General features: G+C 70.7%; 15 protein-coding genes. 8 read left to right on the forward strand and 7 right to left on the reverse strand.

Translation table 11 applies throughout. The features are described from left to right. Positions 1-9: 9 nt before the first annotated feature. Positions 10-2,205: a TonB-dependent receptor gene (locus ACZ5KV_RS03650; protein WP_464240986.1), complete on the reverse strand. Its 2,196-nt coding sequence runs from the start codon at positions 2,203-2,205 to the stop codon at positions 10-12. Positions 2,206-3,389: 1,184 nt separating this feature from the next. Beyond that, positions 3,390-4,901, reverse strand: coding sequence for a catalase (locus ACZ5KV_RS03655; protein WP_464240987.1), 1,512 nt, complete (start codon positions 4,899-4,901; stop codon positions 3,390-3,392). A gap of 236 nt (positions 4,902-5,137) precedes the next feature. On the opposite strand from ACZ5KV_RS03655, the gene ACZ5KV_RS03660 reads away from it, so the two are divergent. The 3 genes from ACZ5KV_RS03660 (at position 5,138) to ACZ5KV_RS03670 (ending at position 8,669) form a co-directional block, all read left to right on the forward strand. Next, positions 5,138-5,716 carry a manganese efflux pump MntP gene (locus ACZ5KV_RS03660; protein WP_464240988.1) on the forward strand — a complete coding sequence of 193 codons (579 nt, stop codon included), beginning with the start codon at positions 5,138-5,140 and terminating at the stop codon, positions 5,714-5,716. 164 nt (positions 5,717-5,880) lie between these two features. After that, on the forward strand, positions 5,881-7,563 hold the full coding sequence (gene ettA, locus ACZ5KV_RS03665) for an energy-dependent translational throttle protein EttA (protein WP_464240989.1): 1,683 nt from the start codon (positions 5,881-5,883) through the stop codon (positions 7,561-7,563). Between the two features lie 302 nt (positions 7,564-7,865). After that, positions 7,866-8,669 carry a DUF169 domain-containing protein gene (locus tag ACZ5KV_RS03670; protein ID WP_464240990.1) on the forward strand — a complete coding sequence of 268 codons (804 nt, stop codon included), beginning with the start codon at positions 7,866-7,868 and terminating at the stop codon, positions 8,667-8,669. 191 nt (positions 8,670-8,860) lie between these two features. On the opposite strand, the gene ACZ5KV_RS03675 is transcribed toward ACZ5KV_RS03670, so the two are convergent. The 3 genes from ACZ5KV_RS03675 to ACZ5KV_RS03685 form a co-directional block, all read right to left on the reverse strand. Next, complete coding sequence (locus ACZ5KV_RS03675) at positions 8,861-9,691, reverse strand: hypothetical protein (RefSeq protein WP_464240991.1); 831 nt, start codon at positions 9,689-9,691, stop codon at positions 8,861-8,863. Positions 9,692-9,756: 65 nt separating this feature from the next. Beyond that, the gene (gene nadD, locus ACZ5KV_RS03680) at positions 9,757-10,455 is read right to left on the reverse strand and encodes a nicotinate (nicotinamide) nucleotide adenylyltransferase (protein WP_464240992.1); all 699 of its coding nucleotides are present in this window, start codon (positions 10,453-10,455) and stop codon (positions 9,757-9,759) included. Then, positions 10,456-11,715: a glutamate-5-semialdehyde dehydrogenase gene (locus ACZ5KV_RS03685; protein WP_464240993.1), complete on the reverse strand. Its 1,260-nt coding sequence runs from the start codon at positions 11,713-11,715 to the stop codon at positions 10,456-10,458. 227 nt (positions 11,716-11,942) lie between these two features. Here ACZ5KV_RS03685 and ACZ5KV_RS03690 point away from each other — a divergent pair, with 227 nt between their 5' ends. The 4 genes from ACZ5KV_RS03690 to ACZ5KV_RS03705 are packed head-to-tail and all read left to right on the forward strand — an operon-like array spanning position 11,943 to position 16,681. After that, positions 11,943-12,605, forward strand: coding sequence for a hypothetical protein (locus tag ACZ5KV_RS03690; protein WP_464240994.1), 663 nt, complete (start codon positions 11,943-11,945; stop codon positions 12,603-12,605). A gap of 36 nt (positions 12,606-12,641) precedes the next feature. Then, positions 12,642-14,489, forward strand: a complete 1,848-nt coding sequence (gene iorA / locus ACZ5KV_RS03695; RefSeq protein WP_464240995.1) for an indolepyruvate ferredoxin oxidoreductase subunit alpha — start codon at positions 12,642-12,644, stop codon at positions 14,487-14,489. Continuing rightward, entirely contained in the window at positions 14,489-15,082 is a 594-nt protein-coding gene (locus tag ACZ5KV_RS03700) for an indolepyruvate oxidoreductase subunit beta (protein ID WP_464240996.1), read from the forward strand. The genes iorA and ACZ5KV_RS03700 overlap by 1 nt, the downstream gene beginning before the upstream one ends. A gap of 18 nt (positions 15,083-15,100) precedes the next feature. Beyond that, a complete protein-coding gene (locus ACZ5KV_RS03705; RefSeq protein ID WP_464240997.1) occupies positions 15,101-16,681 on the forward strand; it encodes a sigma-54-dependent Fis family transcriptional regulator in 1,581 nt (526 codons plus the stop codon). 109 nt (positions 16,682-16,790) lie between these two features. Here the strand turns inward: ACZ5KV_RS03705 and ACZ5KV_RS03710 are convergent, their stop codons facing one another. Then, positions 16,791-18,749: a hypothetical protein gene (locus tag ACZ5KV_RS03710; RefSeq protein ID WP_464240998.1), complete on the reverse strand. Its 1,959-nt coding sequence runs from the start codon at positions 18,747-18,749 to the stop codon at positions 16,791-16,793. A gap of 146 nt (positions 18,750-18,895) precedes the next feature. Then, positions 18,896-21,217 (reverse strand): cysteine synthase, encoded by a 2,322-nt coding sequence (locus tag ACZ5KV_RS03715; RefSeq protein WP_464240999.1) that lies wholly within the window; start codon positions 21,215-21,217, stop codon positions 18,896-18,898. Between the two features lie 159 nt (positions 21,218-21,376). Between ACZ5KV_RS03715 and ACZ5KV_RS03720 the strand changes: the two genes are divergently transcribed. Next, complete coding sequence (locus ACZ5KV_RS03720; protein WP_464241000.1) at positions 21,377-23,155, forward strand: motility associated factor glycosyltransferase family protein; 1,779 nt, start codon at positions 21,377-21,379, stop codon at positions 23,153-23,155. Positions 23,156-23,265 lie beyond the last annotated feature (110 nt).

Below are 23,265 nucleotides of genomic sequence, written 5' to 3' on the forward strand. Positions count from 1 at the left end.
GTTGAGGTTCTAGAAGCGGTAGGTGAAGCCCAGGCGGATGTCGCGCCCGGGTTCGAGCAGCGCGTCGCCGTTGCTGTCCAGGATGCTGGTTTGTTCGCTGTAGCGGCGGTCGGTCAGGTTGTGCACGGCCAGGTTCAGGGCCAGGCCGGGCACCCATTCGGGCTGCCACTCGGCCTGCACCGAGTGCAGCACGTAGCCGGGGCGGTCGGCGGAGCCGTCCGGCACGTCGGTCAGCTCGGCCACGTAGCTCATGGTGTAGCCCAGGGTCAGGCCGTCCAGGGGCCGGATGCGGCTGTCCCACGTCAGGCGGTCGCCGGTGGCCGCCGCCAGGCGCCGGGTGACGGACACGGGCTCGTCCTTGTCGTCGCGGGTGACCACATGGGTGTAGGCCAGGGAGGTTTCGAACAGCTCGATGCCCCAGCCCGCACGGGCCTCCCAGCCCTTGGACAGCAGCGGGTCGGAGTTCAGGACCTCCTTGACCACGCCGCCCTTGCCGCCCACGGCGGTGATCAGGTTCTTCAGGCGGGTCTGGAAGAGCGTGCCCTCGAGCTGCAGGCGGCCGTCGGGCCGGAAGACTCCGGTCTTCTCATAGCGCAGGCCGCCCTCGGTGCGCTGGGAGGTCTCCGGCGCCTCGACGTGGAACACCGTGGCGGCGTTGATGTTGGCCAGCCAGGAGCCCGGCAGGGTGCCGCTGGCGCGCACGGCCTGGCCGTAGCTGGCAAAGGCCGTCAGCCCTTCCAGCAGGTCGTATTCCAGGCCCACGCTGGGCGAGACGCGGCTGCCGTCGATGGTGCCGTCGCCGAATTCGGCGCGGTAGGTGTCGAGCCGGGCGCCGAGGGAGAGGCGCGCGGGCCCGTAGCTCAGGCGATTCTGAAGATAGAATCCGTAGTTGTACGAGTCGTTGGTGATGTCGTCGCCTCCGGCTTCGGCAACGTTGTCCTCGGCCACGCCGTCGCCGCCCGCCGTCAGGTCGAGGAACACCTCGCCCAGAGTCAGGTGGAAGGTGTTGCGCAGGTCGTAGCCCAGCACGTCCGCCGCATATTCGGAATCGGCGTCCACGTTCTCCACGGCGTTCTTGGTGTAGTAGGCGTTGACGCGCGTATCCAGCAGCGGGTTGTTCTCGTGGTAGCGGTGGTCGAGCACCAGGCTGGTGCGCTCGGAGCGCACGTAGACGGGGTCCGTGCCCGGGGTGGCGTAGCCCATGTCGCTGCCGTTGCTGCCCCAGATGTACAGCCCGGTGTCGCGCTTGTTCTCGGCGCTCAGGCGCAGGTCGTGGCCCTGCCTGCCGAGCATGCTGAACTTGGCGAAGTAGTCGTAGTCTTCCCCGGCGGTGTTGGGCGCCTCGCCGCCGCCGCCCACGGTGTAGTCGCGGCGGTCGGTGGCCGAGAAATGCGCCAGCAGGCCGAAGGTGTCGTCGGCCACGCCGTAGGCCGAGCCGCCGCCGGTCCAGGACTTGTCCGCGCTGGCGTAGCTCCCGGTGAGCATGGCGCCCATGGTGTCGCCGGGTTCGAGCATGTCCTGGGCGTCCACGGTCTCGAAGCGGATGCTGCCGCCCAGGGCGCCCGGGCCCGCGTCGGCGCTGGAGCCCGTCTGCACGGCCACGCGCTTGAGCAGCGAGGGGTCGATGGCGCCGATGTCGCCGCGGTGCTGGTGCAGGCTGCCGCCCTGCTTGGCGCCGTCGATGGTCACGTTGAGGTTCACGGCGTCCACCCCGCGCACGTAGACGCGCTGGGCGTTGCGCGCGCCGCCGCCCACGATGACCGAGGGGTCGTTCTCGAACACGTCGGCCATGTCCTTGGCCATGCTGCGCTTGATTTTCTCCACGGGAATCTCGTGGGTGCCGATGGCCTCGCCGAGCACGGTGGTCTTGGGCAGCACGGTTTCCTGTCCGGCGGTGGTGCCCTGGGGCGCCAGGGTCACTTTTCCGGAGGCGTCCGTCTCGGCGCGCAGGCCCGTGCCGCCCAGCAGCCGGGCCAGGGCCTCGTCCACGGTGTAGGCGCCTTCCAGGCCGGGGGTGGTCCGCCCGGCCAGGGCGGCGGGGTCGAACTCCAGGCTCAGGCCGCACTGGGCCCCGAGGGCCGTCAGCCCGTCGGCAAGGCTGCCCGCCGGGACGGCCACCCGGCATGGTTCGGCGCCCGGCGCGCCTGCGGCCTGCGCCGCGCGGGCGGGCCCGCACAGCACGGCGCCGCCCAGAGCCAGCAGCATGGCGGCAAGGAACACCGCGCGCCGTGCGCGGGCTGTGGAGCGGCCCCGGAACGCGGAGCCGGAACACAACGATCGGATTGCATGGCAGACACCCATTCTTCATCCTCCTTGGACAGTTGGGATGGGTCACAGCGTTCACGCGGCGCCGCAAACAACGCGAAGTTGAGCACGCTGATCACAGGACATGGCATCAACAGCGCCGCGTCAGAGAATGATCCCGCCAGGCCGCCGAAACGGCGGCAAGTCACCGTCCGCCACACCCTCCGCAGAATGGGCACACGAGAGGCTGCACCGATGGCGGGAGGCTCCCGGGTCCCGGGCCGCCTCACTGCTCAAAACAAAATAAATCAATATATTATGATGTAATTCCAAAGCTTGAAATAAGGAATTTACGGGAACAACCGGCCCAAAGGGCCGCAAACACCTTCCGGTGCCCGCATCAGGTGCACAGCGGCACGCGCGATCAGGATAAAAAGCGAAGATTCATGGCACTCAAGGCGACTGGTCGATGCTGTCTCTCCCGGGGCTTTCCGACGGCAGGGCCAAACGATATTGAAAGTAATTTTCAAAGTCAATTGAAACCGGATTGAAAATCCTCCTCTCCAGTAGAGAATATAACAAGCTGTTATTTAACAGTTTAGTGTCGGAAACTAGTTTGATATCATACAATTTCATATGAGCAAATCAGCTACATATTTCCCAGGAAACAAACAGCCAGACCACCCCGCGCACCGGAAGGACGGAGGACGGATTCCTGTTTTACGGGCTGTCAAGGCACACCCTGCGGGCCCGCCCCCAAGGCGCGGCTGCGCATCGGGCGCCAAAAGCATCCCGGCGCGCCGCACAATGTCACCGGAGGGGACCGCTCAGGCGTCCCGCCCCCGGAGCGGCAGACATCCGCGCATCCGGATCGTGCCCGAAAAGCCTTGCGGCAGAGGACGCACGGCGACCGCGACGCTTCCGAAGCGAACCGCGGGCGTGCAAGGGAGAGGCGCGGGCCGCGGCCCGGGACCAACCGCATGCGCGAAAAGCGCCACGCCGGGCCAAGGCGCCGCCCTCCCCGCCCCTTCCGTTTCCGCCGCCGGGCGCAAAAAGGCCGGGCTCCCTCCGGAGCCCGGCCCGCATGGTGTCCGGTGATGGTTTACGATGCCCGGGCGGCGCCGCGGCGCCCGCCGGGGCTGGGGTCAGGAGGCCGTGGCGGCCACGCGCTCCTCCTGAGTCATGGCCGCCAGACGGCGGACCTGATCCAGGTCCAGGCCCAGGCCCTGGGCCACGCGGGTGCCGTAGTCCTCATGGGCCTTGAGGAACAGGGCGGCCTGGCGCAACTGGATGCGCCGCCGGGCGCCGCCCAGGTGCCCGACGATATTGGCCACGAGACCGGCGCGGTCCGCGTCGGTCATGACCTTGGAGTACAACGTGCCCGCCTGGGCGAAGTCGTCGTCCGTCAGCTCGTAGGCATGGCGCGCCGCCGGACCTTCGAGGGGCAGGGGCGGCTCGGCCACGGACGGGTCCGGCCCCGGGGCACCGAAGCTGTTGGGCCAGTAGTTGGGGCCCGCGCCGCCGCCGTCGTCGGTGCGCATGAAGCCGTCGCGCTGGTAGCTGGCCTCGGGCGCGGCCTTGGGCGCGTTCACGGGAATGAGGTGATAGTTGGCGCCCAGGCGGTGCAGGTGGGTGTCGTGGTACGAGAACAGGCGGCCCTGGAGCATCTTGTCCGGCGAGGGGCCGATGCCGGGCACGAAGTTGCTGGGGTTGAAGGCCGCCTGCTCGACCTCGGCGAAGTAGTTCACGGGGTTGCGGTCGAGCACCAGCTTGCCCACGGTCATGGGCGGCACCTCGGCGTGGGGCCAGACCTTGGTGATGTCGAACACGTCCCAGCGCAGGTCGCGGGCCTGTTCGGGGGTCAGGATCTGCATTTCCAGGGTCCAGGACGGATAGTCCCCGCGCTCGATGGCCGCGTGCAGGTCGCGGGTGGCGTGGTCGGGATCGGTGCCGCACATGGCGTGGGCCTCGGGCCCGGTCAGGTTGCGGATGCCCTGGTCGGTCTTGAAGTGGTACTGCACCCAGAAGGTCTCGCCCCTGGCGTTGTACCAGCGGTAGGCGTGGCTGGAATAGCCGTTCATGTGCCGGTAGGTGGCCGGGGTGCCCCGGTCGGAGAACAGGATGGTCACCTGATGGATGGACTCCGGCGTCAGGGACAGGAAGTCCCAGAACATGTCGGGGTCCTTGAGGTTCGTGCCGGGATTGCGCTTCTGGGTGTGGATGAAGTCCGGAAACTTGAGCGGGTCGCGGATGAAGAACACGGGGGTGTTGTTGCCCACCATGTCGTAGTTGCCTTCCTCGGTGTAGAACTTCACGGCGAAGCCGCGCGGGTCGCGCTCGGCGTCGGCGGAGCCCTTTTCGCCGCCCACGGTGGAAAAGCGCGCGAAGACCGCGGTGCGCTTGCCGATCTGCGAAAGGAACGCGGCCCGGGTGTAGGGCGTCACGTCGGCGGTGACCTCGAAGTAGCCGTAGGCACCGGCCCCTTTGGCGTGGACCACGCGCTCGGGGATGCGCTCGCGGTCGAAGTGCGCGAGCTTCTCCAGCAGGTGTACGTCCTGCATCAGCACCGGGCCCTTGGCACCGGCGGTCTTGGAGTTCAAATCATTGGCCACGGGCCTGCCGAAGGCGCCCGTGAGCGTCTTGCCCTTCCTGGTCATGGTTGTCCTCCTGGGGGAATTACGGGCCACGCGAGGAGCGGCCACCCTGGCCGCCTGGCCGGGGCCCTGGTTGCGGTCTGGCTGGAATCCTAGCCTGACGGTAGCAACTTTGCCGGGCCAAGGGAAGGCGAAACACGAAACGGGGTATTTCCTTCTCCCTCCCGGGGTGGACAAGGCGCTCCCCGGCGGCTAGAACCACCTTCCCGCCCATCCTCAACCCGGACCGCGCCGCCGCCATGCAAGCCCTGGAACTCCTGCTCACCGCCATCGCCCTGGCCATGGACGCCTTTGCCGTGGCCATCGCCACCGGGGTGGCCCTGCGCTGCGCGACCCTGCGCCAGACCCTGCGCCTGGCGTGGCACTTCGGGCTGTTTCAGGCGTTGATGCCCATCACCGGCTGGCTGCTGGGCGCCACGGTGCGCCCCTGGGTGGAGGCCTGGGCCCACTGGGTGGCCTTTGCGCTGCTGGCCTACATCGGGGCCAAGATGGTCGCCGAGGCCCTGCGCGACCACGAGGACGGCCGCCCGACCTGCGACCCCACCCGGGGCATGACCCTGGTCATGCTCTCGGTGGCCACGAGCATCGACGCCCTGGCCGTGGGCCTGTCCCTGTCCGTGCTGGGCATCCCGGTCTGGTGGCCGGCCCTGGTCATCGGCGCGGTGGCCCTGGGCTTCACGGCCCTGGGCATGCGCCTGGGGCGGACCATGGCCCGCGCCCGGCGCCTCGGCCAATTGGCCGAAGTCCTTGGCGGGGTGGTCCTGGTGGGCATCGGGGTCAAGATTCTGGCCGACCACGGCGCCCTGCCCTTCTTCTAGCCCCGCGCCCCGGCAACGCATCCCTCCCGCCGCGTTTCCCCGGCGGCGCCCCCGGCATTGACTGTGCCCGGCCCTCAGGTATAAGGGCCTCGCGGGCGCGCCGCCCGCCACCATATAGAATATACCGCAAACCAGAACCCGCCCCCCGGGCGAGGCATGAGACCATGAGCGACGCACCTGACAAGATCATCTATTCCATGTACCGGGTCAGCAAGCACCACCAGCAGCGGCCCGTGCTCAAGGACATTTCCCTGTCCTACTTCTACGGCGCCAAGATCGGCGTGCTCGGCCTGAACGGCTCGGGCAAAAGCTCCCTGCTCAAAATCCTGGCCGGAGTGGACAGGGACTTCGAGGGCAAGACCGACATCGCCCCCGGCTACACCATCGGCTACCTGGAGCAGGAGCCGCTGGTGAACGAGGACAAGACCGTCATCGAGGTCGTGCGCGAGGGCGTGCAGGAAATCGTGGACCTGCTGGCCGAGTTCGAAGCCATCAACGCCCGCTTCGCCGAGCCCATGGACGACGACCAGATGCAGAAGCTGCTGGACAAGCAGGCCGCCGTGCAGGACAAGCTCGACGCCTGCGGCGCGTGGGACCTGGACTCCCGCCTGGAGCAGGCCATGGACGCCCTGCGCTGCCCCCCGCCGGACACGCCGGTCGGCGTCGTCTCCGGCGGCGAGCGCCGCCGCGTGGCCCTGTGCCGCCTGCTTTTGCGCGCGCCGGACATCCTGCTCCTGGACGAACCCACCAACCACCTGGACGCCGAGTCCGTGGCCTGGCTGGAGCAGCACCTGCAACGCTACCCCGGCACGGTCATCGCCGTGACCCACGACCGCTACTTCCTGGACAACGTGGCCGGGTGGATTCTGGAGCTGGACCGCGGCCGGGGCATCCCCTGGAAGGGCAACTACACCTCCTGGCTGGAGCAGAAGGAAAAGCGCCTGGCCAACGAGGAAAAAAGCGAGGACCAGCGCCGCAAGACTCTGCAAAAGGAACTGGAGTGGATCCGCACCGCGCCCAAGGGCCGCCACGCCAAGAGCAAGGCGCGCGTCTCCCGCTATGACGAACTGGTTTCCCAGGAGCGCCAGAAGCTGGCCAAGGACCTGGAAATCTACATCCCCGCCGGGCCGCGCCTGGGCAAGAGCGTCATCGAGCTGGACGGCGTGACCAAGAGCTTCGGCGAGCGCCTGCTCATGGACGGCCTGACCCTGGCCGTACCCCCCGGCGCCATCGTGGGCATCATCGGCGGCAACGGCGCGGGCAAGACGACCCTGTTCCGCATGATCACCGGCCAGGAGCAGCCCGACGCGGGCGGCGTGAGGCTCGGCGAAAGCGTCAAGCTGGCCTACGTGGACCAGAGCCGCGACGCCCTGGAGGCGGACAAGACCGTCTTCGAGGTCATCGCCGACGGGCGCGACCTCATCGACCTGGGCGGGCGCGAAGTCAACGCCCGGGCCTACATCGGGCGCTTCAACCTCACCGGCGCGGACCAGCAGAAGAAGGTCGGCGTGCTCTCCGGCGGCGAGCGCAACCGCGTGCATCTGGCGAGGATGCTCAAGGAGGGCGGCAACGTCCTGCTGCTCGACGAACCGACCAACGACCTGGACGTGAACACCATGCGCGCCCTGGAAGAAGCCCTGCTCAACTTCGGCGGCTGCGCCCTGGTCATCAGCCACGACCGCTGGTTCCTGGACCGCATCGCCACGCACATGCTGGCCTTCGAGGGCGACAGCCAGGTGGTCTGGTTCGACGGCAACTACTCGGACTACGAGGAAGACCGCAAGCGCCGCCTGGGCAAGGAGGCCGACCAGCCCCACCGCATGAAGTACCGCCGCCTGACCCGCTAGCCGCGCGCCCCCGCACGCGGCCCGCAAGCGCCGAAAAAAGGCCCCGGAGTCGTCCGGGGCCCTTCTTTTCTGCTACAAAGAGCATAATAAAAACAGGTACTTGTTATAAAAATAACAAGTTCTGGCAAACCGATGACAACGCGCTGCCCAGGGCATACACGGCTCTTGTGCGGCACACCCGCGCGGGGGGCAGGAACACCCGCGCCGGGGCGGCGGCACGCTCACGGGCGAAAGGGAAGCAACACACATCATCGGACCGCGTCTCGTCCCGTCGCTGTCCAATCACGCGAGGAGGCATATCCATGTCCCAGTCCCAAAACGCGCACATGCAATCCGTTCTGATGAACGAACTCAGGCTGATGCACTACCCCATCGCCGTGAAGTTCTTTTTCGACGAGGCCGAGCTGGAGCGCTTCAAGGCCGAGGCGGACTACTATCTGCCCGTGAAGCCCCTGACCTTCTGCCAGGCCGAGATCGGCGCGCGCATGGAGGGCCTCTCCGTGCTCATGGAGCCCGACCGCCTGGGCTGCACCAACGCCAAGTTCGTCTTCGGCTGGAAACCCCTGGACGAGGGCGAGGTCAAGAGCCACCGCAAGTACGTGACCAGCATGGAGCAGGCCGAGAAGTTCGTGAAGAGCAAACCGCGCCTGGAGGAGGGCCGCCTGCTGGCCGTGGCCGTCACCCCGCTGGGCAAGAGCACCTTCGTGCCCGATGTCGTGCACTTCTACTGCGACAACATGCAGGCCTACCACATCCTGGACGACTGGATGGCCGCCAACGACGTGCATCCCCTGCGCCCGAACGTGACCATGAACTCGGCGGCCTGCGGCGGCAACGTGTTCGCCTACAACGCCAACCAGGCCAACCTGTATCTGGCGTGCAGCGGCAGCTACAACTCCGGCAAGACCGAGCGCGGCGAGATCAACGTCTCCATCCCCGGCGCGCAACTGCCCGGCGTGGTCAAGCGCCTGGAAGAGCGCGTGGCCGAGAAGGGCGGCGCCTCCATCACCCGCCTGGGCGAACCCTTCCCCGGCGGCGACATCTGCAAGAACTGCCCGCTGATCACCTTCAAGAAGGGCAAAGCCGAGGAAGGCGCCCAGGCCTAACCCCGGCAGGCGCCCGATCCGGAAGCCCGGGGCCCGATGCGGGCCCCGATCGTCCATTCCCACCCCCCTACGGCCATGGCCGCGGGGGGGTGCTTGCGTTTGCGGGGCCGGGTGAAGGAAGGGAATCGGGCGAGGGGCGCCGATAACAGTGGCGGAACCGACGGCCCGGGCGGCACGCCGGAGCGGCGCCCTCAGCGGGTGAAAATATGCCCGCCCGCCTGATCCATGATCGCCCGGGCCTCGTCCAGGGCCGGGTCGGCCTCCAGGGCCTTGCGCGCGCAGTCGTAGGCGTCGTCGAACTTGCGCCATTCCATGTACATGCGCGCCATGTGCAGCAGGGTGCGCGGATGGTTGCCGAAAGTTTGCAGGGCCTGACGGTACAGGGCCTCGACCTTGGAGAACTCGCGGGCATCGCTGTAGGCCTGCACGGCCCAGGCCAGGGCGCGGCTATCGCGCGGGACCTGGGCCACGGCCCGCTCCAGCAGTTCCCCGGCGTCGAGAAACAGCCCGGCCCGCAGCAGGCGTTGGCCGCAGTCGGCCAGCACGCCCGGCTCCTGGCCGTATTCCTCGGCCACGCGGCGCAGCAGGGCCTTGGCCTTGGGCAGTTCCCCGGAGTCCAGGGCGGCCTGGGCCGCGGCCAGCAGGTCCTCCTTGCGCCGGGCGCGCCGCTCGTCGGCGCGGCGCTCGTCCTGGCGGTCCCGGTGCTCCAGTTCTTCCAGCAGCCCGGCCAGGGCCCGGGCCAGCTCGGCCTCGGCCCCGTTCCTGTACTTCACATACGGCGTGACGTGGACGTTCCTGGCCGTGAAATGGCTCTTCACCGCCGGGTGGCGGTTCAGTTCGCGCAGGTATTCCTGGAGATACGCCTGGACCTCGGCCTTCTCGCGCCCGAGAATCCGCGCGGCGGTAAAGGCGCGCACGGCGTCCAGCAGGTGGGCCAGGGAGCGCGGCAACTCGCCCTTGCCCAGGGCGGCCCTGGCCCGGGCGATGTCCTCGCGGATCTTCTTGGCGGGAGTATCGAACACGGTGTCGGCCTCCTGGCCCGGAACCCGGGCCCTGGGGTTTTCGGCGTCGGCCCGCGCCGGGCGGCTCAGGCCCAGGCCGCGCGCACGACGCCCGCGGCCTGGGCCAGGGCGCGCTCCACGGCGGCGGGCACCAGCCCGGCCAGGCTGCGCCCGGCCAGCCAGCGCGCGCGCACGTCCGAGGCGCTGATGTCCAGCCGTTGCAGGGCCACGGGGCGCAGGCGCCCGCCCCCGGGCAGCAGCCAGCCCCCGGCGGCGTCGGGCCCGGCCCCGGGCCAGTGCGCGGCCACGAAGGCGGCCATGGCCTCGGGCCCGGCCTCGCCGCGCCCGGCCACGGCCAGGTCGCACAAGGCGGGAATCTCCCGCCAGCGGTGCCAGCCCGGCAGGTCCGCCAGATCGGCCGCGCCGAGGATGAACCAGGGCCGCACCCCGGGCCGCGCCGCGCGCAGGGCCGCCAGGGTGTCCACGGTATACGACGGCCCGGGCCGTTCGGCCTCCAGGCGCGACACCGCCAGCCCCGGCACGCCCGCCACGGCGGCCTCGGCCAGGGCCGCGCGCAGGGCGAAGGGCAGCATGCCCTCCCCGGGCTTGTGCGGCGGCACGTGGGCGGGCATCAGTTCCACGCGCGCAAGGTCAAGCTGCTCGCGGACCTCGATGGCCAGACGCAGGTGCCCGTTGTGCACGGGGTTGAAGCATCCGCCCAGGATGCCCACGCCCCGGCCCGGAGCCGCGCCCGCGCCGGGGGCCGCCTGCGCCGCCGCGCCCATCTAGCCGCGCACCTGTCCGTCGCCGAAGACCACGAATTTGGTGCTGGTCAGCTCCGTGGCGCCCATGGGCCCGTAGGAATGCAGCTTGGAGGTGCTGATGCCGATCTCCGCGCCCAGGCCCAGTTCGCCGCCGTCGTTGAAGCGCGACGAGGCGTTGACCGCGACCATGGAGGCGTCGGCCTCGCGCAGGAAGCGCATGGCCCGGCCGTGGTCGCGGGTCAGGATGATCTCGGTGTGGTTGGAGCCGTGGGCGGCGATGTGGTCCAGGGCCTGGGCCATGGAATCCACCACGCGCACGGCCAGGATCAGGGCGTGGAACTCCTGGCCGAAGTCGTCCGGCCCGGCGGGGCGGGCCGTGGCGCCCAGCAGCGGCAGGGCCCGGGGGCAAGCCCGGAACTCCACCCCGGCCGCGCCCAGGCGCGCGGCCACCAGGGGCAGGAAGGCCGCCGCCTCGTCGGCGTGCACGAGCAGCCCCTCCAGGGCGTTGCACACGCCCGGGCGCTGGACCTTGGCGTTGAACACGACCTCCAGGGCCTGCTCCAGGTCCGCCCCGGCGTCCACGTAGGCGTGGCACACGCCCTTGTAATGCTTGAGCACGGGCATGGTCGCCTCGGCCACCACGGCGCGGATGAGCCCCTCGCCGCCGCGCGGGATGATCACGTCGATGTACCGGTCGAGCTTGAGCATGGCCGACACGGCGGCGCGGTCGGTGGTCGGCACGAGCTGCACGGCGTCTTCGGGCAGGCCCGCCCCGGCCAGGGCGCGATGGACCAGCCCGGCAAGGCACTGGTTGGAGTGGAAGGCCTCGCTGCCCCCGCGCAGGATGACCGCATTGCCCGCCTTGAGGCACAGGGCGCCGGAATCCACGGTGACGTTGGGCCGCGACTCGTAGATCATGGCGATGACGCCCAGGGGGATGCGCATGCGGCCCACGAGCAGCCCGTTGGGGCGGCGCCACATGGAATCGACGCCGCCCACGGGGTCGTTCTGGGCGGCGATTTCACGGCAGGCCTGGGCCATGGCGGCCACGACCTTGTCCGTCAGGCGCAGCCGGTCCAGACGCGGGGCGTCCATCCCGGCGGCCTCGGCGGCTTCCAGGTCGCGGGCGTTGGCGGCGGCGATGGCCGCGCCCTCGGTCTCCAGCAGCCCGGCCAGGGCCAGCAAGGCGGCGTCCTTGGCGCGCGTGTCGGCGCGGGCCATGACTCGCGCGGCGGCCTTGGCCCGCTGGCCCAGGGCCGTCATTTCCTTGTGGATGTCCATGCGTCCTCCTGCGGCGCCGGGGGGCTTGTGCGCCGCGCGTTTCTCGTGCATGAAAACAGGGCTTTTACAGAAATGAAGAGCCCGCCACCAGCCTTTCGCGGGGCAAAAGTTCTTTTGACATTTCTGTAAAGCATGAGTACATGAGGGGAGCCCCCGGTGGGGGCCCGTTTTTTGTTGCGGAAACTCCGCCCGAAGTCAACTTATCCGTCATGGAGGTCGTCCTGGCAATGACCGAGAAAACCGCCGCCCAACCGCAATCCCCGCTGGACACCCTGGGCGCCGAGGTGGAAGAGTCCCTGCACCCCGCGTTGCAGTGGATCGTCTCGCACATCAAGCTCATCGTCGGCGTGGTGGCCGTGCTGCTGCTGCTGGTGGGCTCCCTGGCCGCCTACCGGGCCGTGTCCGCCTCGCGTCTGGCCCAGAGCCGCGCCGAGATGGCCGCCCTGCTGGCCGAGGCCGACCCCGCCAAGCGCGCCGAGGCCCTGGCCGCCTTCGCCGCCGCCGCCCCCGAGAGCCTGCGCACCGCCGCCAGCCTGGAGCTGGCCGCCAGCCTTTCCGCCGCCGGGCGCCACGAGGAGGCCGCCGCCGTCTGGGCCCGCGTGAACGCCACGGACCTGGGCTCCGTGCCGGGCTTCGGCCAGGCCGCCGAGTTGTCCCGCGCGGGCAAACACGCCGAGGCTCTGGCCGTGCTTCAGGGCATGCGCCAGAACCTGCCCAAGGCCTACCAGATGCTGCTGCTCGAACGCCTGGCCTACGAGGCCGAGCAGGCAGGCGACGCGGCCGCGGCCATCGCCGCCTGGGAGGCCATGCTCGCCGAAAACCAGGGCGGCAGCTCCGCCTTCGTCAGCGCCAAGATCAAGGCCCTGCGGGCCGCGCAGCCCGCGTCCTAGCCCCCCGCAACCACGGCAAGACTGGAGAGACACATCATGGCCCATCCGCTGCTGGACACCAAGGGCGGCGAAACACACCTGCTTCTGGGCAACGAAGCCATCGTGCGCGGCGCCCTGGAGGCCGGTGTGGCCTTCGTTTCCTGCTATCCCGGCACCCCCTCGTCCGAGGTGCCCGACACGTTCTTCCGCATCGCGCCCGACGGCGACTTCCACTTCGAGTATTCCACCAACGAAAAGGTGGCTCTGGAAGTGGCGGGCGGCGCGTCCCTGGCCGGAGCCCCGGCCCTGGTGACCATGAAGCACGTGGGCGTCAACGTCGCCGCCGACCCGCTGATGACCATGACCTACGTGGGCACCCCGGGCGGGCTGGTGCTGCTCTCCGCCGACGACCCCGGCTGCCATTCCAGCCAGAACGAGCAGGACAACCGCATCTACGCCCGCCTGGGCGGGCTGCCCGTGTTCGAGCCCTGCACCGCGCAGGAAGCCAAGGACATGACCCGCGACGCCTTCGCGCTGTCGCGGCGCTTCGGCCAGCCCGTGATGCTGCGCACGACCACCCGCGCGGCCCACGTGCGCGGTCCGGTCGTCTTCGGCGACCGCCCCGGCGCCCAGCACGGCCCCGAGTTCAAGAAGAACCCCATGCGCTTCGTGCCCATCCCCGCCGTGGCCCGCGTGCGCCACGTGGCCCTGCTCAAGGCCCTGGAGGAGATCGCCGAGGAAGTCGAAAAATCGCCCTGGAACACCGTGCACGGGCGCGGCGAGGTCGGCATCATCGCCTCGGGCATGGCCCGGGCCTACGTGGCCGACGTGCTCGCCGAGGCGCCCTTCAAGGGGAAGTTCAAGGTGCTCGACCTGGGCCTGACCTACCCCCTGCCCGTCAAGAAGATGGCCCGCTTCCTCAAGGGGCTGACCAAGGTCCTCGTGATCGAGGAGGGCGAACCGCTGGTGGAGCAGGCCGTGCGCGCCCTGGCCCACGACAAGGGCCTGACGACCCTTGCCGTGCACGGCAAGGGCGCCGACCTGACCCGCCTGGGCGAATACTCCACCGCCGAGGTCCGCGCGGCCATGTACCGCGTGCTGGGCAAGCGCCCGGCGGCGGCGAAGACCTGCGAGGCCCCCGGGCCCCTGCCCATGCGCCCGCCGAACCTCTGCGCGGGCTGTTCGCACCGCGCCATGTACTACGCCGTGCGCCGGGCCTTCGGCGACGACGCCGTCTACTCCTCGGACATCGGCTGCTACACCCTGGGCATCCTGCCGCCCCTTTCGGCTGCGGATTTCCTGATCTGCATGGGCTCGTCGGTGTCCGCCGGGTCCGGCTTCGCCAAGGCGCAGGCCAAGCCCGTGGTCGCCTTCATCGGCGACTCGACCTTCTTCCACTCCGGCATCACGGGGCTGATCAACGCCGTGTTCAACCGTCACGATCTCCTGGTGGTCGTGCTGGACAACCGCACCACGGCCATGACCGGCCACCAGCCGCACCCCGGCGTGTCGCTGACCATCCACGGCGAAAACCCCTGTCAGGTGGACATCGAAACCATCGTGCGCGGCTGCGGCGTGTGCAACGTCAAGAAGGTCACGCCCTACAATTACAAGGCCACCGCGGCGGCCATCGAGGAGATGAAGGGCCAGTCCGGCGTGCGCGTGATCATCGCCGAGGAGCCCTGCGTGCTCTTCGCCCGGCGGACCATGAAGAAGGCCATGCCCATGGTGGCCACCGTGGCCCGGCAGGGCGAGGCCGTGCGCCAGTGCCTGACGACGCTGGCCTGCCCGGCCTTCGCCGTCACCGAGGGCGGCGAGGTGACCATCAACGAACACCAGTGCACGGGCTGCATGTTCTGCCTGCAAATCTGCAAGGACATCAAGGCCCGCAAGAGGAGCGAGTAATGCCCAAGGTCCGCATCTTTCTGACCGGCGTCGGCGGCCAGGGAACGCTCACCGCAACCATCATGCTCGCCCGGGCGGCCATGGACAAGGGCCTCGCGGTCACCGCCGGGGAGGTTCACGGCATGGCCCAGCGCGGCGGCGTGGTGGAATCCACCCTGCTCATCGGCGGGTTCAAGAGCCCGCGCATCGCCAAGGGCGAGGCCGACATCCTGCTCGGCTTCGAGCCCCTGGAAACCCTGCGCGCCCTGCCCTACCTCGCCCCGGGCGGCGTGGTGATCAGCAATTCCGAGTCCATCCCGGCCATCGGCGTGACCATGGGCCGCGAAACCGCCCCCGGGCTGGACGAAATCCGCGCCCGGGTGGACGCCTGCGCCGGGCGCAGCGTGTTCCTGCCCTGCCAGACCCTGGGCATGAAGGCCGGAGCCCTGCAATGCGGCAACCTGGCCCTGCTCGGCGCCCTGTGCGCCACCGGGGCCGTGCCCATGACCCCCGCCGACCTGGCGGCCTCGGTGCGCAAGGCCCTGAAGCCCAAGCTCGTGGACATGAACCTCAAGGCCGTGGAATACGGCGTGGCGGAAGTCCGCCCGGCATAGCCGGGACCGGGAGCCAGCATGACGCGCACCATCCCCACCGACGCCCTGGTCGGCTATTTCTCGACCCTGAAACAGGTGATCCGGGAAATGGCCCCCAGGGGAGCCATGCAGACGGGCCTGAAGGCCCTGCTGCGCACCCTGTGCGAAAGCCACGGCTACAAGCGGGCGCTGCTGACCATTCTCGACCCCGAGACGAACTCCATGCGCCTGTCGGTGACCTACGGTTCGCAGAAATACGCCCAGGTGTCCTACACCCCGGGCCAGGGCGTGACGGGCAAGGTCATGGACTCGGGCAAGCCCGTGGTGGTGCCGGTGATGAAGGACCATGAATCCTTCCTCAACCTGGCCTTCGGACGCACCAAGGAGGAGATGGCCCGCCTGGGGTTCATCTGCGTGCCGGTGATGAACGAGGCCGAGGGCGGCAAGGAGATCCTGGGCACCCTGTCCGTGGACCTGCCCGCCGGGCCCGAAGAGGAGTTGCTCCCGGACCTGCGCTTCCTGGAGGTCGTGGCGGCCATGGTCGCCAAGGAAGCCGCCACCCTCCAGGAAGAGATGGCCATGCAGCGCCACCTGCTGGCCCAGGGCATGACCCCCGGCGCCAGCGGCGACGGCTACGCCCACCCGAACATCGTGGCCGCCTCCAAGGCCATGCGCATGGTGCTCCAGCAGGTGTCCCAGGTCGGCCCCAGCCGGGCCACGGTCCTGCTGCGCGGCGAATCGGGCACGGGCAAGGAACTGCTGGCCGAGGCCATCCACAGCGTCAGCCCGCGCACGGGCAAGCCGCTGGTCAAGCTCAACTGCGCGGCCCTGCCGGCGGACCTCGTGGAGTCCGAACTCTTCGGCCACCAGAAGGGTGCCTTCACCGGCGCCGTGGCCAACAAGAAGGGCATGTTCGAGCTGGCCCACGGCGGCACGCTGTTCCTGGACGAAATCGGCGAACTGTCCCTGGACGCCCAGGCCAAGGTGCTGCGCGCCGTACAGGAGCGCGAAATCCAGCGCCTGGGCAGCGAGCAGGTCATCCACGTGGACGTGCGGCTCATCTGCGCCACCAACCGCTCCCTGGAAAAGATGCTCGAAGAGGGCACCTTCCGCGAGGACCTGTTCTACCGCATCAACGTCTTCCCCATCTTCATCCCGCCCCTGCGCGAGCGCAGGCAGGACATCCTGCCCCTGGCCGAGCACTTCATGGACCATTTCGCCGGGGAATACGGCAAAAGCGTCAAGCGCATCTCCACCCCGGCCATCGACCTGCTGGCCCAGTACCACTGGCCCGGCAACGTCCGCGAGCTGGGCAACTGCATGGAGCGCGCGGTGCTGGTCTGCGACGAGGAGGTCATCCGCACCTACCACCTGCCGCCCAGCCTGCAAACCGCCGAAAGCTCGGCCACGGACACGAGCCTGTCTTTCGGCGAGGCCGTGGCCCGCTTCGAGCAGGAACTGCTGGTGGACGCGCTCAAGAAGTCGCGCGGCAACATGCTCCAGGCCGCGCGCGACCTCAAGGCCAGCTACCGCATCGTCAACTACAAGGTGAAGAAGTACCGCATCGACTCGCGCAAGTACGCCGTGGCCCGGGCCAAGAAACGGCCTTACGGCCAGTAGGCCGCGCGGCGGGCAAAGGGCCGGACGCCGAGGGCCCCGGGGGAGACGACTCCCCCGGGGCCCTTGCGTTGCGCGGCCCGGAAAAGGCCCCAATGGGCCGGGCAGCGGGCTACAGGCGCAGGTCGCGCCCGGACAGGCAGGTCTCGCGGGCGCCGCCCAGGGTCGGGCCCTGGCGCTCCGCCTCCCGGCGGGCCAGCTCGCAGGCGTTCTGCTCCCGGGCCTCGCGCCAGGCCAGCCATGCGCCCAGCAGGCTGGCCGCGCCCATGCCGCCCACGGCCAGCGGGCTCTGGGTCAGGAAAACCAGCGCCGCGCAGGCCACATGCACCAGGGACAGGACCGCCCCCAGGGCCATGTTGCCCGTGTACAGCAGCCCGGCCCCGGCCATGAACAGCGAAATGGCCGCCGCTCCGCCGGGGCTCTTGCGGGGCAGGCGATCCTCGCGGGTCATCCGGGCCAGCCGCTGGCGGGCGGCCTCGCCCTCGGGGCTGCGGCCCACGGCACCCAGAATCTGGTCCGCCGTGCTGGCGGGCCGGGCCATATCCATCTGGCTGCCGGGCACGAACATGCTGAGGGCCATGTCGTTGTCGGTGGTTTCCCAGGCCGCGCAGCCCGAAACCACCACCCGCGACCGGCCCGGAACGGCCTGCGGGCGGGCGGGATCGGCGGGATCGGCGGGGCGGGAATCCCGGGGCGCCTGCACCGCGCCTGCTCCGGGGGCGACGAGCCGCGCGGGCGCGGAGGGCGCGGCCTGGGCCCGGGCCGCGCGGCGCAGGTCGGGCACGCCCGTGTCTTCGGCCCCGGAGTCGTCGGGCGCGGGAAAATCATCGACCGAAACGACGCCCCGGCGCGGGAACGGCACGCTGGCCCCCGGCCCCATGCTTTCCATGTCCTCCGTGTCCTCCACGAAAGCATCCGTGTCCGGTTCCGTGGGAGCGGCCACAGCGTGGCGCAGGGCGCGCAGAATGCCCTGGGGGGCTCCGGCGTCCGGGGCGGCGGAGGTCTCCGGCAGGCTTGGGGGGGGAGACACCGGAGCCCGGGGCGTTTCCGGCGCGGCGGCCTCCCGCCGACCCAGGGCGGGCACGCCGTCCGGCGGGGTGCTTCGCAACGCGCCGGGGCGGCCCGGGCGGAGGCCCAGGGGCGGGGTTTCGGGCAGATCCACGCTATAGAGCATGCCCAGCCTGCGGGTCGCGCGGGGCGGCGCTTCCGCCGCGTCCGCCGCAACGGGCGCAACGGGCGCAACGGGCGCAACGGGCGCGGCCACGGGCGGGCCCAGGTCCAGAGGGGCGTCCTCGTCGGCGGTCCCGGTCTCCCGCAGCTCTTCCTCCGCGAACCACGCGTGTTGCCGCAGGGTGAAATCCGCCTCGGGCCCGGGCTCTCCGCCCTGCCCGGGCAGCGGGGCGGCCTGCGGCTCCCGCGCCGGGCGCGGCGGGGCGGGGCGGGGCTCCAGGATGAAATCCAACTCCTGCTCCTGCTCCGGTTCATAGTCCGGCTCGGGCACCAGGATGTATTCCCTCTCAGGGCCTTCGGGGGCGAACTCGGGCTCCAGGGTGAAGTCCGGCCCGGGGGTGTCGGGAGCAACGGGGGCATCGGGCCCTTCAGGCTCCGCAAAGGCGTCGTCGCCCGGGATGGGCGGGAACCCGTCGTCCGGCGGCCCGGGCAGAACGCGGTCCTCGGCATATGCCGTGCGGATGCCCGCCAGTTCCTCGGCCAGCCGCTGTTTGAAATTGTCCAGCTCACGGGTCTGGGCCCGGACGACCTCGGTCCCGGAGGCGACGTACCGCGACGCGGCGTCCTCCTCCAGCCCCGCCATGGCGGGCGCATCGGGCACATCGGGCCAACCCGGGGCCTCCGCCGTCACCGCCTCGGCCGCTCCGGCCGCTCCGGCCGCCCCGTCCAGCGGGGCGGGCCCGGCGTCCAGCAGCGTCCGCAGGCGCGCCAGCTCCTCGTCGGCCCGGCGCAGGAAATCCTCCGGGCCGAGGTCCCCGGCAAGGCAGGCCTCCTCCAGCGCCCGCAGGGTGGCGGACAGACCGTGGGCGCCGATGATATCGCGCGATGCTTTCTTGACCATGGAACCCCCAGGGGACTCCCCCGGTAGCGGTGCGTGTCGCTGCCATCCATACGCGTCCGCGCCGCGCAAGGCAATTCCCGCGCGGCGCGCTGCGGGGCGGAATCCCGCCTGCCCCGGGCGCCCCCGACCCGGATCCGGGCTGCGGCTCAGGCCCCGGGGGCGGCGTGCAACCGGGGTCCCTCGGGGCCGTCCTCCACCGTGTAGCCCAGGGCGGCCAGGGCCGCGCGCAGGGCGTCGGCCTCGGCGTAATCGCGCGCGGCGCGGGCCGCCTGCCGCCGGGCCACAAGCTCCGCCGCCTCGGCGGGCCAGCGCTCCGGGGCCAGGGGCAGGGCCGCGCGGTCCAGGATGCCCAGTCGGGCGTCCATTTCGTCCAGGCGCGCGCGGCAGGCGGCGGCCTCGGCGGCACTCAGCCGCCCGGCGGCCAGCAGTTTCTTGACCTCGCGGCAGAACCGCAGCAGCACGGGCCAGAAGGAATACAGCGCCAGATCGTTCTCCAGGGCTTCGCGCAGGGCGCCCTTGACCTCCACCAAGAGCTGGGCCACGGCCGGGCCGGGCTCGCCCGCCGCCCCCCCGGGCAGCGCCGCCAGCAGCGCGGCGAGGTCCTGCACCGTGCGCTGGTTGCGGGTCCACATGTCCAGGGTCGCCCGCGAAAAGTCGAGGGGCTTGTGGTGGCTCGCGGAGAGCAGCCACAGGCGCAGGGCCGCCGCCGGAATGCCGCCCTCCAGCAGCGCGCCCAGGCTCGCGGCGCCGATGCCGCCCTCGGCGCCGCTCTCGGGCCCGCCCACGGGCTTGGAGAGCACCCAGGCCCGAGGCGCGCACTCGGCCCCGCTGGCCCAGATGGCCCGCAGGTTTTCCAGATGCGGGAAACGATGGGCCTCGCCGCCCCAGAAGACCGTCGGGCCGGCGCCGCCGTCCAGGGCGGCCACGGCCATCTGCATGAACCAGCTCGGGCGCACGTTGCCCCAGCGCGTGGGCCAGAATTCGCCTTCCTTGATGTCCTGAAGGGTGGCCCGCTTGAGCAGGGTGAAATCCTGGGGGTTGGCCTTCACGTAGTCGGCCAGGTCCACGGTCTTGCCCAGGGACAGGTGCTCCATGTCCATCTGGCCCATGCGGCCGTAGTCCTGGTCGCGCAGCACGTCGAAGTAGACGCTGCGCAGCTTCTCGTAGGCCAGCCCGCGCGAGAGCAGGCGCTCGGCCAGGGCCGCGCAGTCCGCCGCGCGCTCCCCGGCCAGGGGCAGGTGCACGCGCCCGGCCAGCCCGAGGCCCGCCGCGCGGGCGAGCATGGCCTCGCGCACGGCCCCGGCAAAGGCCGCCCGGGGCACCCCGGCGGCGCGGGCCCCGGCCAGGGTCCGGTCGTCCATGTCCGCCAGCCCGGCGGACAGGCGGACCTCGCCGCCGTCCTCCGCCAAACGCCGGGCCAGCACGTCGAGCAGCACCACGCGGCGCCAGAATTCGGGGTCGTCCCAGCGGTCGAGGCTGGGACCGGGGGTGTACAGGCCCATGGCCCGGCCCTGGGGCGCCAGCCGCACCTGCCCGCCCTGGACGCAGCGCAGGCCCGGCCCGCGCTCGGCGGGCGGGGCGTACAGCGACGTGGACAGATAGCGCTCGCCGCCGTCGGGGATGATGACCACCACGAGGCCCTCGTCCAGCCCGGCGGCGACCTGGAGCGCGCCCGCCAGGGCCGCCCCGGAGCTCATGCCCGCCAGGATACCCTCCTCGCGGGCCAGCCTGCGGCACATGGCGAAGGCCGCCTCGTCCTCCACGCGCACGATGCGGTCCAGCAGGTGCTTGTTGAAGATGCCCGGCGGGTAGGACTCCTGCATGTTCTTCAGGCCCTGGATCTTGTGGCGCGGATAGGGCTCCACGGCCACCACGGTGACCTCGCGCGAGTACTCCTTGAGCCGCTTGACGCAGCCCATGACCGTGCCCGAGGTGCCCAGGGCGACCACCACGTGGGTCACCCGGCCTTCGGTCTGCTCCCAGATTTCGCGGCCCGTGCCCTCGTAGTGGGCCTGGATGCTCGCCGGGTTGTTGAACTGGTCCATGAGCACGTAGCGCTGCGGCTCCTCGCGGGCCAGGCGGTAGGCCTCCTCAATGGCTCCGTCGGTGCCCAGGCGGCCCTCGGTGAGCACGATCTCGGCGCCGTAGGCGCGCATGATGCGCCTGCGCTCCTGGGAGGCGGTGTCGGGCATGAGCAGCTTCAGGCGGTAGCCGCGCACGGCGCAGACCATGGCCAGCCCGATGCCCGTGTTGCCGCTGGTGGCCTCGATGACGGTCTTGTCCGGGGTCAGCTCGCCGCTGGCCTCGGCGGCGCGGATCATGGCCAGGGCCACGCGGTCCTTGATGGAGCCGCCGGGGTTGCCGGACTCGATCTTGGCCAAAATCCTGACGCCGTTCCCGGCCCCGATGCGCGAAAGCTCCACCAGCGGGGTGTTGCCGGACAACTCAAGGACGCTCTTGTAGATCATGATGATTTCCTTGGATTCCGCAATGATGGAGCCCCGTCTGCCCGGGGGCCCGCGGCGGTGGGCCCGCCCGGCCCGGGGTGGCAAGGTCCTTGCAATTTCCCGGGCGGCACCCCGCCCCGGCGGGCGGGGCCGAAGCACCACCACAGCCCGGAGCACGGCATGGAACTGCTGCAATTCCTGCGACCGAACCTCGAAGCCATGACCCGGCGCGGCCAGTCCGCCGCGCCCTGGCTCGGCGGGCGGAATCTTGACCTGAACGCCCTGGAAAAGCAACTGCGCGTCAACGCCTTCGGCCTGCGCGACCTGCCCCTGCCTTCGGGCGGCGGCACGCTCTTCGGCGCCGTGCCGCCCAAGGTGTTCTACAAATCCTGGACCCTGGCGCCCAACCCGCGCGCCGCGCGCGGGGCCACGGTCATCGTCGGCTGCAACCTGGGCTACGGCCTGAACCATGTGCTGACCACGCATCCCCCGCTGCACGCCGTGGCCGTGGTCGAGCCGCGCCCGGAGATGCTGGCCCTGTGCCTGGGCATGACCGACTACCGTCCCTTCATCGCCCAGGGGCGCCTGGAATTCGTGGCGCCCGACGCCGAGAGCATCTGGCGGGCCCTGGGCCGCCAGGACCTGCGCTTCATCCACGGCGCCGTACACTTCCGGGCCGACATGCCCAGCCAGCAGCTCGGCTCCGAATACGCGCGCACCGCCGCCCTGGTCCAGAAGACCATGGAAAACGTGAGCATTGAGCTGAACACCCTGCGCCGGATGCAGGACGTGATGGTCGGCAACGAGATCGGCAACTTCCGCACCGCGTTCGCCCGGGGCAGCATCGGCCCGTTGCAGGATGCGGCCCGGGGCGTGGCCGGGCTGGTGGTCGGCGCCGGACCGTCCCTGGCGGCGCTGGGCCCGCGCCTTGCGCCCCTGGCCGCCGATGCGCTGACGGTCACCGCGTTGCAGACCCTGCCCGCGGCCCAGGCCCTGGGCATCACCCCCGACCTGTGCATGGCCATCGACTACAGCCCGGGCATCGTCCAGGTCTTCGACCGCCTGGACCGCGACTGGGCCGCGACCATCCCGTTCATCTATTCCACCAAGGTGCTGCCCGAGGTGGTGGAACGCTACCCCGGCCCGGCCATCCCCATGTGGACCCTGGGCGGGCTGGCGACGTTTTTGATGCATGACCGCGAGCCCGTGCTGGACGCGGGCGGCAACGTCAGCGTGGCGCTGCTGCGCCTGCTGGCGTGGTGCGGCGCCGCGCGGGTGACCCTGGTCGGCCAGGATTTCGCGTGGTCCGGCGAGCGCTCCCACGTCGCCGGGCACCACGCCCAGCGCCCCGTGCGCGCCTTCGACCCCGCGCGGCACGTGCGCCTGCAGAACCTGCACGGCGAGGAAATCATCTCCACCCTGTCCTACATTTCCGCCCAGCGCGACATGGAGGCGGACATCGCCCGCCTGGAGATGCCGGTCCACAACGTCTACGGCGGCGGCCTGCCCCTGGCGGGCGCGGCGGTGGTCGGGCCCGGCGAGGTGGCCGCGCAGGGGCTGCTGCGCTCGGAGCCCGGGGCGCTGGACCGCTTCCGGGCCGCCCTGTACCGCGCGGGCAGGCCCCGGCCGGTGCCGGTGTTCAAGCCCCGGGCCGGGCAGTGGCAGTCGTCCCTGCGCGCGGTGCAAAAGCGCCTGGGGCGGCTCTACGGCAAGGCGGGCACCCGCCAGAACGACATCCGCCAGACTCTGGAGCAATTGCTCATGTTCCTCAAGCAGGACCCGCTGTACACGCCCTATCTCTACAACGAAATCATGGACCTGGCCGGGCTGGCGCGCCTGAGCGCGACCCACGCGCCGGGCGAGTTCACCCAGGTGCGGCGCATCCTGGCCCGGGCCCTGGCCAAGGTCCGCGAGATGGACCGCGCCCTGGGCGCAGACAGCCCGTTGCGGGCGGCCTGAGCGGCGCAAGATTTCCGGCGGCCTTCCTTCGGGCGGCCCGGGGCGGGGTGGCGCCCCGGGCCGCTTCGCTTCGGGCCGCTCCGCCGGGGCCCGGCCTTGCCCCCGGCGGC

This window comes from Desulfocurvus thunnarius, assembly GCF_055390965.1.

Coding starts and splice junctions, on each gene's coding strand:
- ACZ5KV_RS03715 (WP_464240999.1), bottom strand. CDS start 21,217: ATGATCTACAAGAGCGTCCTTGAGTTGTCCGGCAACACCCCGCTGGTG.
- ACZ5KV_RS03670 (WP_464240990.1), top strand. CDS start 7,866: ATGTCCCAGTCCCAAAACGCGCACATGCAATCCGTTCTGATGAACGAA.
- ACZ5KV_RS03720 (WP_464241000.1), top strand. CDS start 21,377: ATGGAACTGCTGCAATTCCTGCGACCGAACCTCGAAGCCATGACCCGG.
- ettA (WP_464240989.1), top strand. CDS start 5,881: ATGAGCGACGCACCTGACAAGATCATCTATTCCATGTACCGGGTCAGC.
- ACZ5KV_RS03710 (WP_464240998.1), bottom strand. CDS start 18,749: ATGGTCAAGAAAGCATCGCGCGATATCATCGGCGCCCACGGTCTGTCC.
- ACZ5KV_RS03650 (WP_464240986.1), bottom strand. CDS start 2,205: ATGCTGCTGGCTCTGGGCGGCGCCGTGCTGTGCGGGCCCGCCCGCGCG.
- nadD (WP_464240992.1), bottom strand. CDS start 10,455: ATGGGCGCGGCGGCGCAGGCGGCCCCCGGCGCGGGCGCGGCTCCGGGC.
- ACZ5KV_RS03690 (WP_464240994.1), top strand. CDS start 11,943: ATGACCGAGAAAACCGCCGCCCAACCGCAATCCCCGCTGGACACCCTG.
- ACZ5KV_RS03700 (WP_464240996.1), top strand. CDS start 14,489: ATGCCCAAGGTCCGCATCTTTCTGACCGGCGTCGGCGGCCAGGGAACG.
- ACZ5KV_RS03660 (WP_464240988.1), top strand. CDS start 5,138: ATGCAAGCCCTGGAACTCCTGCTCACCGCCATCGCCCTGGCCATGGAC.
- ACZ5KV_RS03685 (WP_464240993.1), bottom strand. CDS start 11,715: ATGGACATCCACAAGGAAATGACGGCCCTGGGCCAGCGGGCCAAGGCC.
- ACZ5KV_RS03705 (WP_464240997.1), top strand. CDS start 15,101: ATGACGCGCACCATCCCCACCGACGCCCTGGTCGGCTATTTCTCGACC.
- iorA (WP_464240995.1), top strand. CDS start 12,642: ATGGCCCATCCGCTGCTGGACACCAAGGGCGGCGAAACACACCTGCTT.
- ACZ5KV_RS03655 (WP_464240987.1), bottom strand. CDS start 4,901: ATGACCAGGAAGGGCAAGACGCTCACGGGCGCCTTCGGCAGGCCCGTG.